Raw genomic sequence first — 15,858 nt, 5'->3', positions numbered from 1 at the left:
TCTAGGGCTCCTCAGGGGTTTCGGCGGTCAGGGGCAAGGCGGGCGTGGCGTCAAGCACGAAGGCCACGTCCTCGAAAAGCTGCGGGTTGGGCGTGCCCTCGTATTTGCCGAGGGTGGTGCCCCAATGATGTTCCGCATAGATGCGCCCGGGCCCATCATAGCGCGGCTTGTCCTTGTTTTTCGGCACGAAGAAATAGGCGGGCCAGATGCGCAGATCGCGGATTTCGGCACGGTATTTCTCGACCAGGCCGCGCAGGAACAGATTGCCGACGCTGATCCAGGGCTGGCGCGCAGTCTCGGGCGCATGGGCATAGGTGGTGTGAATCTCGTCCAGCGTCAGCGCCAGCGTGTGGGTGCCAGGCGCGGATGCCAGGAACGGCGTCAGCTTGCACCGGCCCTTGGGATAGGTGTCATAGCAGGTATAAGTGCAGGGCTCGGCAAACAGCTCATCGCAATTGCGGAGCGCCTCAAAATCCGCGCCGGGGATGAAACCGCCCTTCTCGAACAGCAGTTCATAGCGCATCAGGTCAGCCACGCCCTCGAACCGGCGCTGGCGGAAGAAATGCGCGATCAGGCGCTGGTTGCGCCAGCGCCGCGTGGTCAAATAGACGTTGTCATACAGGGTATAAGACCAATCGGGGTGCAGATCGCGCCACGATTGCAGCCAGCGCGTCGGCGCGGGCTTGTCCCCGATCCAGATATGGCCGAGGCGTTTGGGGATGGCGACCGCGCTCATCGGCGGGCCTGCGGGGCAGGCATGACTTTTGCCGCCAAGGGGCGTATGATGGCGAAATGGAACCGGAACGCACCCGCAGCCTGCTTGAGTATTGGCCGTTCTTCGTTTTGGGGGCCCTTGCGATCTTTGCGATGGTGGGCGTCGCCCGGGGCCTGAAGCGGCCTGCCGACAACTCGAAAAACGACGCCTCGGGCGGCGGGCACTTGTTGCCAGGACGGGGTCGCCCCCGCCCGAGCATGAACGTCGTCAGTCCACGAGAACCGGGGCCGTCGGGTCAACGACGGGCGCCTCGTCAGAGGGCACGACCGCAGGCGCGGCGCCTTCCTCTGGCAACGTGCTGCTGCCCCCGCCCATGAAGAGCATCGCGAGAATGAACAACACGACCAGCCCGGCAATAAAGATAAGTGCGCCAGAGCCGGAGCCGCCGCGCGTGGGCGGCGCGTAGTCGAAATTGCGGTTGCGTTGGTCGAAGTCAGACATGAGGCATCCTCCATTGCTGCATATCCCAATGTGGGACAGCCGCAAGGGAGTGCATAGGACGCGGGCAAAACCCGACGTTTTGCGCCAAAAAGGGCCGGATCGGGCGTTTGTGATGGGCCAAAAGATGCCGCGTCCCGCATTTCTACATGCAACGGCACAAAAGACCGGCAGTTGCTTGGGCGACCAGGCCTACTTGATTTGTCCCACGGTTGGTCGGGCCGCGATCCTTGGCGACTGCATCTCGGACGACTGCGCGTCGGACACAATGCCCAGGTATGGGGCATCCACACCTCGCCCCTCCATTGCCCCGCCAAGCGTAAACATGAGGATCGACAAGCCCACCGCCGCACCACATCCCTTGATCCTTTTCTCAGCCTTGGCTGAGAATTCAAACCAGGCGCGGCTTGCATAGTCAGGGTGCTGGGAAGTGCGCATGGGAATGGTCCGTTTTGCTCGATATGCCCTTGGTGCGCTCCACATGACTCAAAAAGTCTAAAATTTTCGTTAAAAAGAGGTAAACGCGGGGTCCGAAGACCCGCTTCCCTTGCGTCACCTTCAAATCCCGTGCCAGCCATCAATGGGCGACCCCCGCCGCAACGCTTTCGTCAATGAACCGGCCTTCGCGGAAACGTTCCATGCCAAACTCGGACGTCAGGGGCGAGTGCCCCTTGGCCATCAACTCCGCAAAGCCCCAGCCCGATCCGGGGATCGCCTTGAACCCGCCGGTGCCCCAGCCGCAGTTCATGAACATGCCCTCCACCGGCGTTTTCGACAGGATGGGCGAGCGGTCGCCCGTCACATCCACGATCCCACCCCATTGGCGCAGCATCTTCAGGCGCGACAGCATCGGGAATGTCTCGATCAGGGCGCGCACGGTTTCCTCGATGTGGTGGAAGGACCCACGCTGGGTGTAGTTGTTGTAGCTGTCGGTGCCGCCGCCGATGACCATCTCGCCCTTGTCGGACTGCGACAGGTAGCCGTGCACCGTGTTGGCCATGACGACCACGTCCATGGCGGGCTTGATCGGCTCACTCACCAGTGCCTGAAGCGCGACCGATTCCATCGGCAGGCGGAAGCCCGCCATCTCGGCCAGCACCGATGAATGCCCCGCGACCACGCCGCCCAATTTCTTGCACCCGATGAACCCCTTGGAGGTCTCGACCCCTGCGACCGCGCCGCCCTCGACCCGCACGCCGGTCACTTCGCACTGCTGGATGATGTCCATCCCCATGTCCGAGCACGCCCGCGCGTAGCCCCAGGCCACCGCATCGTGGCGCGCTGTGCCGCCGCGTGGCTGGTACAGCCCGCCCAACACGGGATACCGAGGCCCTTCGATGTTCATAATCGGCACAAGTTTCTTGACCTCGTGCTTGTCGATGAACCGCGTATCGACCCCTTGCAGCGCATTGGCCTGGGCCGTGCGCAGGTAGCCGCGCACCTCGTGGTGGGTCTGGGCCAGCATGATTACGCCACGGGGGCTGAACATGACGTTGTAGTTCAGGTCTTGGGACAGCGTCTCATACAGGCTCCGCGCTTTCTCGTAGATCGCGGCAGAAGGATCTTGCAGGTAGTTGGACCGAATGATCGTCGTGTTGCGCCCGGTGTTGCCGCCGCCAAGCCAGCCCTTCTCGATCACCGCGACATTGGTTAGCCCATGATTCTTGCCCAGGTAATAGGCCGTGGCCAGACCGTGGCCCCCTGCCCCCACGATCACCGCATCATAGCTGGCCTTGGGCGCGGGCGAGCGCCACGCGCGTTCCCACCCGTCATGGTGGCGAAAGGCTTCACGGGCGATGGCAAAGGCAGAATACTTACGCATGGGCAGGGCTCCGGAACTGTCACTTTGCTTTTGGGGGGACGCGTAGAAAAGAGGATACTGCCCGCGACATAAGATGTGCCATTTGCGACCCCCTGCCATGTTGTCGCGCCTTGGCAGGAAATCAGCTTTGTGACGGGCGCGCGCCTTTCGCTTTTGGCGCGCGCGTCCTATGTGAAATGGGGTTGAGGGAAGAGGACCGGGACACATGGCATTCTGGATTGCAGCTGGCTTGATTTGCGCCGTCGTCGTGGGCATCGTTTTTCTGGCCGCCCGCCGCCCGTCCGACGCCGTGTCACCGGCCGCCGCCTACGACCTTCAAGTCTACCGCGATCAGCTTTCGGAACTGGACCGCGACGTCACCCGCGGCACCCTGACCGAGGAAGAAGCCACACGCGCCCGCACCGAGGTCAGCCGCCGCATTCTGGAGGCCGATCGTGCCTTGCAACAGGTGCAGCGCGTGGAAGGAGTCTCGCGCACGGGCACGGTGATCGTCGGCCTGGGCCTCGTGGCGACGGTGGCGGGCGCGTTCTGGGTCTACACGCAGATCGGCGCGCCGGGCTATCCGGATTTGCCCCTCGGCGGGCGAATCGCGATGATCGAAGACGCCCGCGAAAACCGCCCTAGCCAGGAACTGGCCGAGGAACAGGTCCCCGACCTCCCGTCCCCCAACGCCGACCCCCAGCGCGCCGACATGGTCGCGCAGTTGCGCACGGTGATGGAACAACGCCCCGAGGATACCGAAGGCCTGACCCTTCTGGCCGCCAACGAAGCGATGTTGGGCAACTTCCGCGCTGCCCACCGCGCACAGCAGCGCCTGATCACCGTTCTGGGCGACGACGCCACGGGCCGCCACTACATCGATCTGGCCGAGATGATGATCTTCGCCGCCGGCGGCTATGTCTCGCCCGAGGCCGAGCAAGCGCTGCGCAGGGGCCTGCAACTGGAACCCCGCGACGGCACCGGGCGCTACTACGCCGGGGAAATGTACGCGCAACAGGGCCGCCCCGATCTGGCTCTGCCGATCTGGTCCAACCTGCTGGCAGATTCTCGCCCCGAGGCCCCTTGGGTGCCGCCGATCCGCGCGCAATTGGCCGACATCGCCTTTGCCGCCGGGGTGGATCTGGACCCCGCCCTTCTGGCCGCCCCCCGTGGTCCCTCGGCGGCGGATATCGAAGCGGCCCAGGGTATGGACCCTGAAGACCAGCGCGCGATGATCGAGAACATGGTCGAGACACTGGCAGACCGCCTGTCGACCGAAGGCGGCACGCCCCAGGATTGGGCGCAACTGATCACCGCCTACGGCGTGTTGGGCCGCACGAACGCGGCGCAGATCGTCCATGATGAGGCGCTGAGCGTCTTTGCAGGCTCTCCCGAGGCGCTGGAAACCGTGGAAAGCGCGTTTCGGGCCGCCATGGCGCGATCCGGTGCTGCGGAAGACGCGCAGTGATTTTCGGGGACCTCGACGATTTCGCCGGGGACCTGCCGCCGATGCGGGGACTCTTCGGTCTTGATCTGGGCACCAAGACTATCGGCGTGGCCTTGTCGGACCGCCTGCTTACCTCGGCCAGCGCACTGGAAACGGTGAAGCGCAAGAAATTCGGGCTGGATGCCGATGCCCTGGCCGCGTTGATCGCCAAGCATGAGGTCTGCGGGATCATCCTCGGGCTGCCCCGCAATATGGACGGGTCTGAGGGGCCGCGCGCGCAGGCCACACGCGCCTTCGCCCTCAACCTCTCGCGCCGTCCTGATTTTGCGGAGGTCCCCATCGCCTTCTGGGATGAGCGCCTGAGCACCGTCGCCGCCGAACGCGCGCTGATCGAGGCGGATACGACGCGAAAACGTCGCTCTGAAGTCATTGATGCCGTCGCCGCGAGCTATATCTTGCAAGGGGCGCTGGACCGATTGCGCCATCTGAGGGCTGCGATATGAGCGACACCAACCCCAAGCGCACTTCCAGTGACGACATCTGGAAACGCGACGAGATCCAAAGCCCCTGCGTCAAGATCTGCATCATTCACCCCGAAGCACGCCTGTGCACCGGTTGCCTGCGTACCATCGACGAGATCACGCAATGGTCGCGCCTGACCCACGAGGCCCGCGCGGACGTCATGGAAGCGCTTCCGGCCCGCGCGCCGCAACTGCAAAAGCGTCGGGGCGGGCGCGCCGCGCGCCTGACGCGCGGGACCTGACGCGATGGCGCGCGCCGATGAAAGCAACAAGGACACCCGCAAAAGCCCGGCAGAACATCGTCGTGTCTCATGGCTGATCGCGGGGTTCACGGGGGCCTGGACGGGGCTGCTGTTGTTCTATCCCGTCGTGCTGGTCCTGGCCCTTGGTGACGGCGATCTGGCCACCGGATGGGCCAGCGCGGCCGAAGGTGGCCTGTTCCTGATCATCGCGCCGGGCCTTATCCACCTGACCCTGGGTCCGGTGCCGATCTGGGCCGTCATGGCATGGTGGTTGGGGCGGCAAGACGAGCGCGACCCCGGCGTGGCCCCTGCGACACTGATGAATTTCGGCGTCGCCGTCCTGGCGCTGGTCCTGGCGCAAGTGCTTGTGGTGGGGGTTGCGGATCTGGGCCGCGTCGCGACCTCGCCACAGATGCTGGCCAATATCGGGGTGCTGGCGGTGATCTTCCTGACCTACCGCATCCGCCTCCTGCCCCGCGCGGGTCGCTAAGGCGCGCTGAGCCAGAGGGCCGGATCGTCGAAGCAAGGGCGGAAGTACGCAATCGCCCTGCCCTCCGGCGCGGCCTTCGCGCCCTCGGCCCAAGGGGCCACGCCGTGGATCGCCATTCGGTGCAGCAAGACGCTTTCACCAGGCCGCAAAGGGACCTCGATGCGCGGGCAAACCTTGAACACGTCGCTTCGCGCGGCCTTGTAGACCTCGGTCACGTCGCGCCCCGCCCAAGCCTCTGGCGCAATGCCTGCAAAAGCCGCTGTGAACGCCCGGCGGATCACCCCATGGCTCCCTCCCAAACGACCAGCGGTGCCGCGTTAGCGTCGGCCCGGGTCAACGCGATGCCCAGGATCCAGGCATGGGGTTCGTGTAAATGACGGCGCTTCTCGGGGCCTACGGGCAACAATCCGTCCAGATGCGCCGCGTCGCGATCCCGGCGAAAGCGGTGGATGGCGTCGCTTTCATGCGCGTCCCGCCCCGGATACCCCGGATACGTGACCGAGATCTGCGCCCGGTGCACCCCCCGCACCCCGGTGGCGGCCACCGCCTGATCCAGCGCCTTCCCCCCCAGAACCGGCCCATCCCCGACACTGCCATGTGCATCATTGCCAAGCGCATCGACACCCACACACCAGGTTCCGCCATGGCGGCGCGGCTGATCCGCCGCCGCTTCCAACGCGGGCCCCTTGGCCGCGGCCACCCACGCCGCGACCGGAGGTTCAGGCGCGAAGACCTCCCAGCCGCGCCGCAGCCAGCTCAATAGCCAAAAGCCTTTCGCAACATGTTGAGCGCCATAACCATGATGAACACCGCGAACACACGCTTGAGCGGTTTGGGGTCCATCGCATGGGCCAGCTTCACGCCCAGGGGTGTCGTCAGCAGCGTCATCGCGATGACCGCCACGAAAGCCACAAGGTTCACCTGCCCCATGGTGAAGGGAGGCCGCCCGGCCCCCTCGCCCGGCGTCAGCAGGAAGCCGATGACCGCAGGCACGGCGATGATCACGCCAAAGCCCGCCGCCGTGGCCACGGCGCGGTGGATCGGCACGGCGTAAAGCGTCATCATCGGCACCCCGAAGGACCCGCCGCCAATGCCCATCAGAACCGACAGGAACCCCAGGATCGGAGACGAGACGACAGTCCCCACGCGCGCCGGCATCTGGCTGCCCAGGCGCCATTCAGACCGCCCGAACGCCATGTAAAGCCCAACGCTGACACCCAGGACACCGAAAATGCCCATCAAGACCTCGTTGCGCAGGCCACTGGCCGCCAAGACGCCACAGCCCGCACCGATCGCGATGCCGGGGCCCCAGCTGCGCAGGATGTCCCAATCCACCGCGCCCTTCTTGTTGTGCCCCAGGACCGAGCGCACGGACGTCACCACGATCGTCGCCAAAGACGTTGCAAGGCAGATCTGCATGAGCCCGTCGGTACTGTATCCCAGCCCCTCGAACGCAAAGAAAAACGCCGGCACCAGCACGATGCCGCCGCCGACGCCCAAAAGGCCCGCGACAACCCCCGCAAGCGCGCCAATCGCAAGGATCAGTGCCAGCATCGGCAAGAATTCTGCTAGTTCCGGCATCTTGTCCCCCCTTGTTTGCGCAAGACCTAGCCTGCCCGCGTAAGGGGGGAAAGATGGAAAGCTATTCGGCGGCCGCGCGGGTGGCGGTTCCGCCCGCCGCAAGGGCTGCCAGCAACTCCTCCCGGCGCTTGGCGGCGGTGGCGGCGTTCTTTTCCTTCACCGGGCCAAAACCCCGGATGCTCAAAGGCAACTCGGCAAGCGCCACCAGCGCGTCCATGCGGTCCGCGTCTGCCTGTGGCAGCCAGGTCGTCATGTCGGCACGGTATTGCTTGATCAGGGCACGTTCCATGCGCCGCTCGGCGGAATAGCCGAAGACATCCAGCGGCGTGCCGCGCAGGCGTTTCATCCGCGCCAACACCTTGTAGACACCGCCGACCCAGGGGCCGAATTCGCGCTTCTTGGGGCGCCCCAAGGCGTCGCGGCCCGGCAGCATCGGCGGGGCCAGATGGTAGGTCATCTTGAAATCACCGGCAAAGGTCTCACGGGCCTTGGCTTCCGTTTCCAGATGCAGGCGCGCAACCTCGTATTCATCCTTGTAGGCCAACAGCTTGTGGTAGCCCTTGGCGACCGCCTCTTTCAGGCGTGGGTCTGTGACGCCATCCACAAGCTTGCGATAGCGCTTTGCAAGGCCCTTGCCTTGATAGGCCACCAGATGGGCCTCGCGGAAGGCGATCTTCTGGTCCAGTGTCTTGGGCTTTTCCACCACGTTGGCGGTTGTCAGGCGCGCCGCCTGATCGGGGTTCACCACCGCCCAACGGCCCATCTCAAACGCTTGTTTGTTGGCCTCGATGGCCGCGCCGTTCATCGCGATGGCTTCCACGATGGCGTCATGGGTCAACGGGATCAATCCCATCTGCCAGGCCGCGCCGAAGGTCATCATGTTGGAGTAGATCGAATCCCCCAACAGCACCCGCGCCAGCTCGGTCGCATCAAACAGCACCAACTTGTCGCGGACCCGCGCCTGCAACGCGACCTCCAGATCCTTGCCCGGAATGGTGAATTCCGTATCGAGCGTGAAATCCCCCGTCGTGATCTCGTGGCTATTCACCGCCGCACCCGTGCGCCCGGCCTTCATCTGGCTCAGGGTCTTGGCACCGCCGGTCACGACCAGATCCCCGCCGATCACGGCGTCGGCCTCTCCGGCACCCACGCGGATGGCGGCGATGTCATCAGGCGAATTGGCCAGCCGCAGGTGGATTGCGACCGCGCCGCCCTTCTGGGCCAGCCCCGCCATTTCGATCATGCCCGCACCCTTGCCGTCCAGTTGCGCCGCCTGCGCCATCACCGCGCCGATGGTCACGACGCCCGTGCCACCGACACCCGTTACCAGCACATTGTGCGTCCCGTCGATCACCGGCAGCACCGGATCCGGCAGGCCGTCCAATGACACAGAGGCCGAGGCCTCTTTCTTGATCACGGCGCCCTCCAGCGTCACGAACGACGGACAGAAGCCTTTCACGCAGCTGAAATCCTTGTTGCAGGTCGACTGGTCAATCGCCCGCTTGCGGCCCAGTTCCGTTTCCACCGGCACGATGGAGACGCAGTTCGACTGCACCCCGCAATCGCCGCAGCCCTCACACACATCAGTGTTGATGAACACGCGCTTGTCGATATCGGGGAAGGTGCCGCGCTTGCGGCGGCGGCGCTTTTCAGCCGCGCAGGTCTGCACGTAGATGATCGCCGACACGCCTTTGTGCTGGCGGTAGGTCTCTTGCACGCGCATCAACTCACCCCGCTCGAACCGCTCGCAGCCCTTGGGGAAGGCGCTGAAATCAACCTCTTCCTTCGGGTCATAGACCAGCGCGATATGCTCCACGCCCATGGCCTTCAACTCGTGGGCGATCTGTTGCGGTTGCAGATCCCCCTCGTTGTGCTGGCCGCCGGTCATGGCGACGGCATCGTTGAACAGGATCTTGTAGGTGATGTTGGTGCCCGCCGCCAAATTGGCGCGGATCGCCAGAATGCCCGAATGGTTATACGTCCCCTCGCCCAGGTTCTGAAACATGTGGTCGCGGGTGGAAAACAGGCTCTCGCCCATCCAGTTCGCGCCCTCGCCACCCATGTGGGTATAGGCCTCGGTCTCGCGGTCCATCCATTTCGCCATGAAGTGACAGCCGATGCCTGCGCCCGCGCGGGACCCCTCGGGCACCTTGGTCGACGAATTATGCGGACACCCCGAGCAGAACCACGGCGTGCGCTTCGCCAGATCCGGCGCGTTGGAGGCGCGCATCGCGTCCTCCACGGTCGCAACCCCCGCGCGCACGCGGTCCGTGGCGCAGCCCTCCTCCTCCAGAATCGCGCCGAGCTTTACGGCGATATCGGCGGGGTCCAAGGCAAAATGCGTGGGGAACAGCGTGTTTCCCTGCCCGTCCTTGTAGCCATAGACGCGGCGGCCTTGGCGATCGTCGAAAATTGCCTCTTTCACCTGCACCTCGATCAGCTTGCGCTTCTCTTCCACCACCACGATCAGGTCGAGGCCTTCGGCCCAATCATGGAATCCGCGCATGTCCAGCGGCCAGGTTTGGCCAACCTTGTAGGTGGTGATCCCCATCGCCTCGGCCGCCGCGTCATCGATGCCCAAAGCGGACAGGGCGGACAGAAGATCCAGCCAGTTCTTGCCCGCCGCAACAAAGCCGATCTTCGCGCCTGCGCGCCCATGAACGCGCTTGTCGATGCCGTTGGCGTGGGCAAAGGCCTCGGCCGCGTAGCGCTTGTGTTCCAGCAGGCGTTCCTCTTGCGCGATCCAGTGATCGCCAAGCCGGATGTTGAGGCCGCCTTCGGGAAAATCGAAATCCGGCTCCACGAAGGTCATCCGGTCAGGCCGCGCATCAACAACCGCCGTGGCCTCCACGTTGTCCTTGACACATTTCAGGCCAACCCAAACGCCAGCATAGCGGCTCAACGCGTATCCATAGACACCGAAATCAAGGATTTCCTGCACCCCCGCAGGCGACAACACCGGCATATGGGCGTCGACCATGGCCCAATCGGACTGGTGGCACACGGTCGAGGATTCGCCGGTATGGTCATCGCCCATGGCCATGATCACGCCGCCATGCTTCGAGGTGCCCGCCATGTTGACGTGGCGCATCACATCGCCGGTGCGGTCGACGCCCGGGCCCTTGCCGTACCATAGGCCGAAAACGCCATCGAACTTGCCCTCGCCCCGCAACTCGGCCGTTTGCGTGCCCCAATGGGCGGTTGCGGCAAGGTCTTCGTTCAGGCCCGGCTGGAAGGTGATGTCAGACGCCGCCAGCACCTTGCCCGCCCGCGCCATTTGCAAATCGACCGCGCCAAGGGGCGATCCGCGATAGCCCGAGACGAAACCGCCGGTGTTCAGGCCCGCCGCGCGGTCGCGTTCCTTCTGCATCAGCATCAGGCGCACAAGCGCTTGGGTGCCGTTCAACAGAACCGGGGATTTCGTGAGATCGAATTTATCGTCAAGCGAGACCTGCTGCACTCCCATTGGGACCTCCCGTGCGTCAAATGCCTTACCTCATCATAGGTCACAAATGCTGACCTGTCTATGTTTGTCTTCTCACTCTGAAACAATGTTTCGTGAGAAAAGGCTTTGCACCCGTTGGGTGTCTCCCTAGGTTGCGCGCGTAAACATTTTTGAAAGCGCGAACATGGACTGGGACAAACTACGCATATTTCATGCGGTGGCATCGGCTGGCTCGCTGACCCATGCCGGCGACACGCTGCACCTGTCGCAGTCTGCCGTCTCCCGCCAGATACGCGCGCTGGAAGAAAACCTCGATACGACGCTGTTCCATCGCCATGCACGCGGTTTGATCCTGACAGAACAGGGTGAGTTGCTGTTTGATGCCACGCGCCACATGACCAAGCGACTCGACACGGCATCCGCACGCATCCGCGATAGCGAAGAAGAAGTCTTCGGAGAGCTTCGGGTCACCACGACCATTGGCTTCGGATCGCTTTGGCTGGCCCCGCGCCTGCCCGCGCTTTATGAAAAATACCCGGATCTGAAGATCGACCTGATGCTGGAAGAACGCATCATGGACCTGCCCATGCGTGAGGCCGACGTGGCGATCCGGATGAAAGAGCCATCGCAAGCCGACCTGATCCGCCGTCGCCTGATGACGATCAACATGCGCCTCTATGCGACCCCGTCCTACATCGAAAAACATGGCCTCCCCGAAAGTGTGGAGGACTTGGGCAACCACCGCTTGATTTCACAGAATGCGGCCGCCGCGCAGGTCAGCGCGGGCGCGCTGCTGGTGCGCGAATTGTTGAGCTATGATGTCGGATCAACACTGTCAGTGAACAATTATTTCGGCGTGCTGCAAGCGGTGATCCACGACCTTGGCATCGGCGTGCTGCCCGATTACCTGACCCAGGATTTCCCCGACCTCGTGCGTGTGCTCCCCGAAATCGAATCCGCTGAAGTTCCGGTGTTCCTCGCCTACCCCGAGGAATTGCGCCAGTCGCGGCGGATCGAGGTTTTCCGCGATTTCGTCAGCGAAGAAGTCATCGCCTTCCGGCGGCGGCAACGGGATGCCGAATCCACGCCGACTGCTTAAACCTTGTGCAAAGCCCTGCTATGTCTGTGTGCTATGCGCCACAGACATACCGGGTTTGCGTGCGCAAGCCCTAGTTTGCCTTGATCCTAAGCCATTTGATTAATAGTTGTTCGTTATTGAAGAAGACAACTAGTCAGCTTCAATACCTCCCTGTTGGACTTCGGCCGAGATTCGTCTCGGCCTTTTTTTTGGCACTGCGTGAGGGGATGATTCCAGCCATGACTGTTTCCGAAATAGAAACAAATCCAGCGGGATTTGCCGCCTGGGACGCGCTCCATGCAATGTTGGTGGCGGCCTACGCACCCATGTCCGGCGTGATTGATCCACCGTCGTCGATGGCCACGATGACCCTGGATGATCTGATCAATAAGGCCACGCAGGAAGACATGTTCATCGCCCGCCAGGACGGCATCCTTGTGGGCTGCCTGTTCGGACAGGCCATGGGCGAGGCCTATGAAGTCGGGAAGCTTGCCGTGGATCAGGCATATCGCGGCCAAGGCCACGCCCGCGCCTTGATCGAGGCGGCGGCAACCCACGCCCGGGCGCAGGGTCACGGCACCCTCCAGCTTTATGCACGCGTCGAATTGACAGGCAACCAACAGGCTTACCTCCGCATGGGCTTCACGCAAGCCCAGACCTTCACCCATCCGGGATTTGACCGCCCCACCGCCCTGATCTTCCGCCGCGCGCTATAGCGGAACGCCCGCGCCTATTCGGATCGCTCCGCCTTCAGCGTGCCGATCTTGTGCGGGGGACAGATGAAATGCTCTTGCGTCGGGGTCTGGGCGAAATACCCCCGGCGCCGCTCGAAGATCGGGGCATAGTGGCCAATCAGGCCCGGTCGCCTGCTGCCTTCCGCGCGCGGCGGCGAGCCCCGGTGCATCAGGCGTCCATACCACAGCAACACATCGCCCTTCTTTGCCGTGAACTCCCGCACCTAGGCTCCATCGCTTTCGAACTTGGCATAGACCGCCGGGTCGATGAACGCCTCGGAAATCCGGCCTCAGCCCATCTCACCGTTCTTGCGGGTGACATGGCCATCGGGCCAATGCACATCGGGGCGCAGGAATTCATTGATCTTCTGATTGGACATCGCCGCAAGCAATCCAGCTGGCCAGACGCGGCACGGCCTCATCTGGATCCAGATAGGCATCCTGATGCCAGCCCCGTTTCGTTGACCTGAACCCGGTAAGCGCGAAGATCAGCCCCATTTCGGCGGCATGAAGCTCTCGGATCACCTCCATCAAGGGGCGATAGACAAGGATATCACGCAACTCGCGATGCTCGATGTAGGGCGTGGCATCCTTGAACCGCCGCTTCCCCAGATCCAACCGGTCGCGCAGGGCCAGGTAGGCGTCGATCAGGTCATGGGGGATGAAGTCGCGCAGGATCAGATAGCCGTGTTGCGCATAGTAGCGCTGGTTCTCTGTCATATCCGCGTTGAAGGCCTCGGTGACTTCGGCACCTCAAAGCGGCGCATAAGGTAGATGTTGTGCAACGCCGGGGCCGAAAGCTTGGCATAGGGGATATGGGGAAACTGATCCTTGGGAACGGTGTAGTAATCCGCTTCCTGCAAGTCGTGGTAGATGTCGGAATAGCGGAGTTCAAGCGCCATGGGCCATGCGCCTGAATGCAGCGATCTGCGCGCGACCGTATCTTGCGTGTCCCAGACCATCAAGCAAGCAGCCCATCACGCAAGGAGCCTATCACGCGCGCGGCCCTTCACGCATGCATTGGGGGGCGACTTGCGTCTTCCATGTCCGGGGGCCTTGGAATAATACCCCCGGTAACAAGGGGACCCGCTTGCATGACCGAACCTGCCATTACGCCTGAAATGATCGCCGCCCACGGCTTTACCGACGATGAATGGGCCGAGGTGCAAAACATCCTTGGCCGCGCGCCGAACTACACCGAGATGGGCATCTTCTCGGCCATGTGGAACGAGCATTGCTCCTACAAGTCGTCCAAGAAGTGGCTGCGCACCCTCCCGACTGAAGGCCCCCAGGTCATCTGTGGCCCCGGCGAGAACGCGGGCATCGTCGATATCGGGGATGGGCCCAACGGCGAAAAGCTGTGTGTCGTCTTCAAAATGGAAAGCCACAACCACCCGTCATATATCGAGCCCTACCAGGGCGCGGCCACGGGCGTTGGCGGCATTCTTCGTGACGTCTTCACCATGGGCGCGCGGCCGATTGCGGCGATGAACTCGCTCAGCTTTGGCGAAGTGGCCCACCCCAAGACGCGGCAACTGGTCCACGGTGTCGTGGAAGGCGTCGGCGGCTACGGCAATTGCTTTGGCGTGCCCACGATTGGCGGCGAAGTGCGCTTCCATCCGGCCTACAACGGCAACTGCCTGGTCAACGCCTTTGCGGCTGGCTTGGCCGAAACCGACAAGATCTTTTACAGTGCGGCCTCGGGCGTCGGCATGCCCGTCGTCTACCTGGGCGCGAAAACGGGCCGTGATGGCGTGGGCGGCGCGACGATGGCCTCGGCCGAGTTCGACGACACGATCGAAGAGAAACGCCCCACCGTTCAGGTCGGCGATCCCTTCACCGAAAAGCGCCTGCTGGAGGCGACGCTGGAGCTGATGGCCTCGGGTGCCGTGATCTCGATCCAGGATATGGGGGCCGCGGGCCTCACCTGTTCGGCGGTCGAGATGGGCGACAAGGGCGGGCTTGGCATCAAGCTGAACCTCGACGATGTGCCGATCCGGGAAGAGGCGATGACGGCCTATGAGATGATGCTGTCCGAGTCTCAGGAACGAATGCTGATGGTCCTCAAGCCCGAGCTGGAGGACGTGGCGCGGGCGATTTTCGTGAAATGGGACCTCGATTTCGCCATCGTCGGCGAGACAATCGCCGAGGACCGCTTCCTGATTGTCCACAATGGGGAAACAAAGGCGGATCTCCCGCTGTCCAAGCTGGCGTCCACCGCGCCCGAGTACGACCGCCCCTGGGTTCCCACGGAACCGGCGGCGGAAATGGACCCGGTCCCCGAGGTCGATCCCATCGACGCCCTGCGCGCGCTGGTCGCCTCGCCCAACTATTGCTCCCGCCAATGGGTGTACCAGCAGTACGACCATCAGGTGATGGGCGACACGGTGGTGTCCCCGGGCCTCGGCGCAGGGGTGGTGCGGGTCCATGGGACCGACAAGGCGCTGGCGTTCACGTCGGACGTCACGCCGCGCTACGTGAAGGCGAACCCCGTTGAGGGCGGCAAGCAGGCCGTGGCGGAAGCCTACCGCAACCTTACCGCCGTGGGGGCGAAACCCTTGGCGACAACAGACAACATGAACTTCGGCAACCCCGAGAAGCCCGAGATCATGGGCCAGTTCGTGGGTGCGATCCAGGGCATCGGGGCGGCCTGCATCGCCCTTGATATGCCGATCGTGTCGGGCAATGTCTCGCTTTACAATGAAACGGATGGGACCGGCATTCTGCCTACGCCAACGATCGGCGCGGTGGGCCTCCTCGATCATATTGATGATCTCCTCGCAGGGGTCGCGCGCGACGGGCATGTCCTTTTGTTGGTGGGGGAAACCGCAGGCCATCTGGGCCAATCCGCCCTGCTGGCCGAGGTGTTCAATCGCGAAGACGGCGACGCCCCCCATGTGGATCTGGAGGCTGAAAAACGCCACGGCGATTTCATCCGCGACAACCGCGAATGGATCGGGGCCTGCACGGACCTCTCTGACGGCGGGCTGGCCCTGGCCGCGTTCGAGATCGCCCATGCCGCCGGATGCGGTATTACGCTGGATCTGGCCGACACGCCTACGCTGTTCGGAGAGGATCAGGCGCGCTACCTGATATCGACGTCGTTCGACAAGGCCGAGGCCTTGATGGTGGCGGCGGGCCAGGCGGGTGTGGCCTTGAGCACGGTCGGCAAGGTCGGTGGAGATGCGGTGCGCATCGGCACCTCTGACGCGCCGCTGGCGGAGCTGTCGCAGGCCTACATGGGCACCTTTTCCGCAACCTTCGCGTAACCCATCACCGCGCCGCTCTGGGAAGGCGGCGGCGCGG

General features: G+C 63.6%; 17 protein-coding genes. 7 read left to right on the top strand and 10 right to left on the bottom strand.

The features are described from left to right. Position 1: 1 nt before the first annotated feature. The 3 genes from KUL25_RS04805 to KUL25_RS04795 all read right to left on the bottom strand — a co-directional run bounded on the left by KUL25_RS04805 (position 2) and on the right by KUL25_RS04795 (position 3,035). The gene (locus KUL25_RS04805) at positions 2-736 is read right to left on the bottom strand and encodes a glycosyltransferase family 32 protein (RefSeq protein ID WP_257891896.1); all 735 of its coding nucleotides are present in this window, start codon (positions 734-736) and stop codon (positions 2-4) included. A gap of 246 nt (positions 737-982) precedes the next feature. After that, on the bottom strand, positions 983-1,216 hold the full coding sequence (locus KUL25_RS04800) for a flagellar basal body-associated FliL family protein (protein ID WP_257891895.1): 234 nt from the start codon (positions 1,214-1,216) through the stop codon (positions 983-985). Positions 1,217-1,790: 574 nt separating this feature from the next. Then, the gene (locus tag KUL25_RS04795) at positions 1,791-3,035 is read right to left on the bottom strand and encodes a sarcosine oxidase subunit beta family protein (RefSeq protein ID WP_257891894.1); all 1,245 of its coding nucleotides are present in this window, start codon (positions 3,033-3,035) and stop codon (positions 1,791-1,793) included. A gap of 205 nt (positions 3,036-3,240) precedes the next feature. Here KUL25_RS04795 and ccmI point away from each other — a divergent pair, with 205 nt between their 5' ends. The 4 genes from ccmI to KUL25_RS04775 are packed head-to-tail and all read left to right on the top strand — an operon-like array spanning position 3,241 to position 5,714. Continuing rightward, positions 3,241-4,482, top strand: a complete 1,242-nt coding sequence (gene ccmI / locus KUL25_RS04790) for a c-type cytochrome biogenesis protein CcmI (protein WP_257891893.1) — start codon at positions 3,241-3,243, stop codon at positions 4,480-4,482. Then, positions 4,479-4,964 (top strand): Holliday junction resolvase RuvX, encoded by a 486-nt coding sequence (ruvX, locus tag KUL25_RS04785; protein WP_257891892.1) that lies wholly within the window; start codon positions 4,479-4,481, stop codon positions 4,962-4,964. Before ccmI ends, ruvX begins: the two co-directional genes overlap by 4 nt. After that, positions 4,961-5,224, top strand: a complete 264-nt coding sequence (locus KUL25_RS04780) for a DUF1289 domain-containing protein (protein WP_257891891.1) — start codon at positions 4,961-4,963, stop codon at positions 5,222-5,224. The genes ruvX and KUL25_RS04780 overlap by 4 nt, the downstream gene beginning before the upstream one ends. A 4-nt stretch (positions 5,225-5,228) precedes the next feature. Further along, positions 5,229-5,714 carry a hypothetical protein gene (locus KUL25_RS04775; RefSeq protein WP_257891890.1) on the top strand — a complete coding sequence of 162 codons (486 nt, stop codon included), beginning with the start codon at positions 5,229-5,231 and terminating at the stop codon, positions 5,712-5,714. On the opposite strand, the gene KUL25_RS04770 is transcribed toward KUL25_RS04775, so the two are convergent. The 4 genes from KUL25_RS04770 to KUL25_RS04755 form a co-directional block, all read right to left on the bottom strand. Then, the gene (locus tag KUL25_RS04770) at positions 5,711-5,995 is read right to left on the bottom strand and encodes a hypothetical protein (RefSeq protein ID WP_257891889.1); all 285 of its coding nucleotides are present in this window, start codon (positions 5,993-5,995) and stop codon (positions 5,711-5,713) included. The two genes, KUL25_RS04775 and KUL25_RS04770, sit on opposite strands and share 4 nt — an antisense overlap. Continuing rightward, positions 5,992-6,474: a hypothetical protein gene (locus KUL25_RS04765; RefSeq protein ID WP_257891888.1), complete on the bottom strand. Its 483-nt coding sequence runs from the start codon at positions 6,472-6,474 to the stop codon at positions 5,992-5,994. The genes KUL25_RS04770 and KUL25_RS04765 overlap by 4 nt, the downstream gene beginning before the upstream one ends. Then, complete coding sequence (locus KUL25_RS04760) at positions 6,471-7,295, bottom strand: sulfite exporter TauE/SafE family protein (RefSeq protein ID WP_257891887.1); 825 nt, start codon at positions 7,293-7,295, stop codon at positions 6,471-6,473. The genes KUL25_RS04765 and KUL25_RS04760 overlap by 4 nt, the downstream gene beginning before the upstream one ends. A gap of 61 nt (positions 7,296-7,356) precedes the next feature. Further along, positions 7,357-10,761, bottom strand: a complete 3,405-nt coding sequence (locus KUL25_RS04755; protein ID WP_257891886.1) for an indolepyruvate ferredoxin oxidoreductase family protein — start codon at positions 10,759-10,761, stop codon at positions 7,357-7,359. A 163-nt stretch (positions 10,762-10,924) separates the two neighbouring features. On the opposite strand from KUL25_RS04755, the gene KUL25_RS04750 reads away from it, so the two are divergent. Both KUL25_RS04750 and KUL25_RS04745 read left to right on the top strand, forming a co-directional pair. Beyond that, positions 10,925-11,839: a LysR family transcriptional regulator gene (locus KUL25_RS04750; RefSeq protein WP_257891885.1), complete on the top strand. Its 915-nt coding sequence runs from the start codon at positions 10,925-10,927 to the stop codon at positions 11,837-11,839. Positions 11,840-12,057: 218 nt separating this feature from the next. Beyond that, positions 12,058-12,534, top strand: a complete 477-nt coding sequence (locus tag KUL25_RS04745) for a GNAT family N-acetyltransferase (RefSeq protein ID WP_257891884.1) — start codon at positions 12,058-12,060, stop codon at positions 12,532-12,534. A 14-nt stretch (positions 12,535-12,548) separates the two neighbouring features. Here KUL25_RS04745 and KUL25_RS04740 read toward each other — a convergent pair whose 3' ends face one another. The 3 genes from KUL25_RS04740 to KUL25_RS04730 form a co-directional block, all read right to left on the bottom strand. Continuing rightward, positions 12,549-12,776 carry a phytanoyl-CoA dioxygenase family protein gene (locus tag KUL25_RS04740; protein WP_257891883.1) on the bottom strand — a complete coding sequence of 76 codons (228 nt, stop codon included), beginning with the start codon at positions 12,774-12,776 and terminating at the stop codon, positions 12,549-12,551. A 133-nt stretch (positions 12,777-12,909) separates the two neighbouring features. Further along, on the bottom strand, positions 12,910-13,272 hold the full coding sequence (locus KUL25_RS04735) for a phytanoyl-CoA dioxygenase family protein (protein ID WP_257891882.1): 363 nt from the start codon (positions 13,270-13,272) through the stop codon (positions 12,910-12,912). Further along, positions 13,269-13,454: a hypothetical protein gene (locus tag KUL25_RS04730; protein ID WP_257891881.1), complete on the bottom strand. Its 186-nt coding sequence runs from the start codon at positions 13,452-13,454 to the stop codon at positions 13,269-13,271. The genes KUL25_RS04735 and KUL25_RS04730 overlap by 4 nt, the downstream gene beginning before the upstream one ends. 192 nt (positions 13,455-13,646) lie before the next feature. On the opposite strand from KUL25_RS04730, the gene purL reads away from it, so the two are divergent. After that, on the top strand, positions 13,647-15,821 hold the full coding sequence (purL, locus tag KUL25_RS04725) for a phosphoribosylformylglycinamidine synthase subunit PurL (protein ID WP_257891880.1): 2,175 nt from the start codon (positions 13,647-13,649) through the stop codon (positions 15,819-15,821). Positions 15,822-15,858 lie beyond the last annotated feature (37 nt).

Source organism: Gymnodinialimonas phycosphaerae (assembly GCF_019195455.1).
Lineage (GTDB): Bacteria > Pseudomonadota > Alphaproteobacteria > Rhodobacterales > Rhodobacteraceae > Gymnodinialimonas > Gymnodinialimonas phycosphaerae.
Note: the sequence above shows the minus strand (reverse complement) of the source record. Positions and strands in the feature narration are given on the sequence as shown.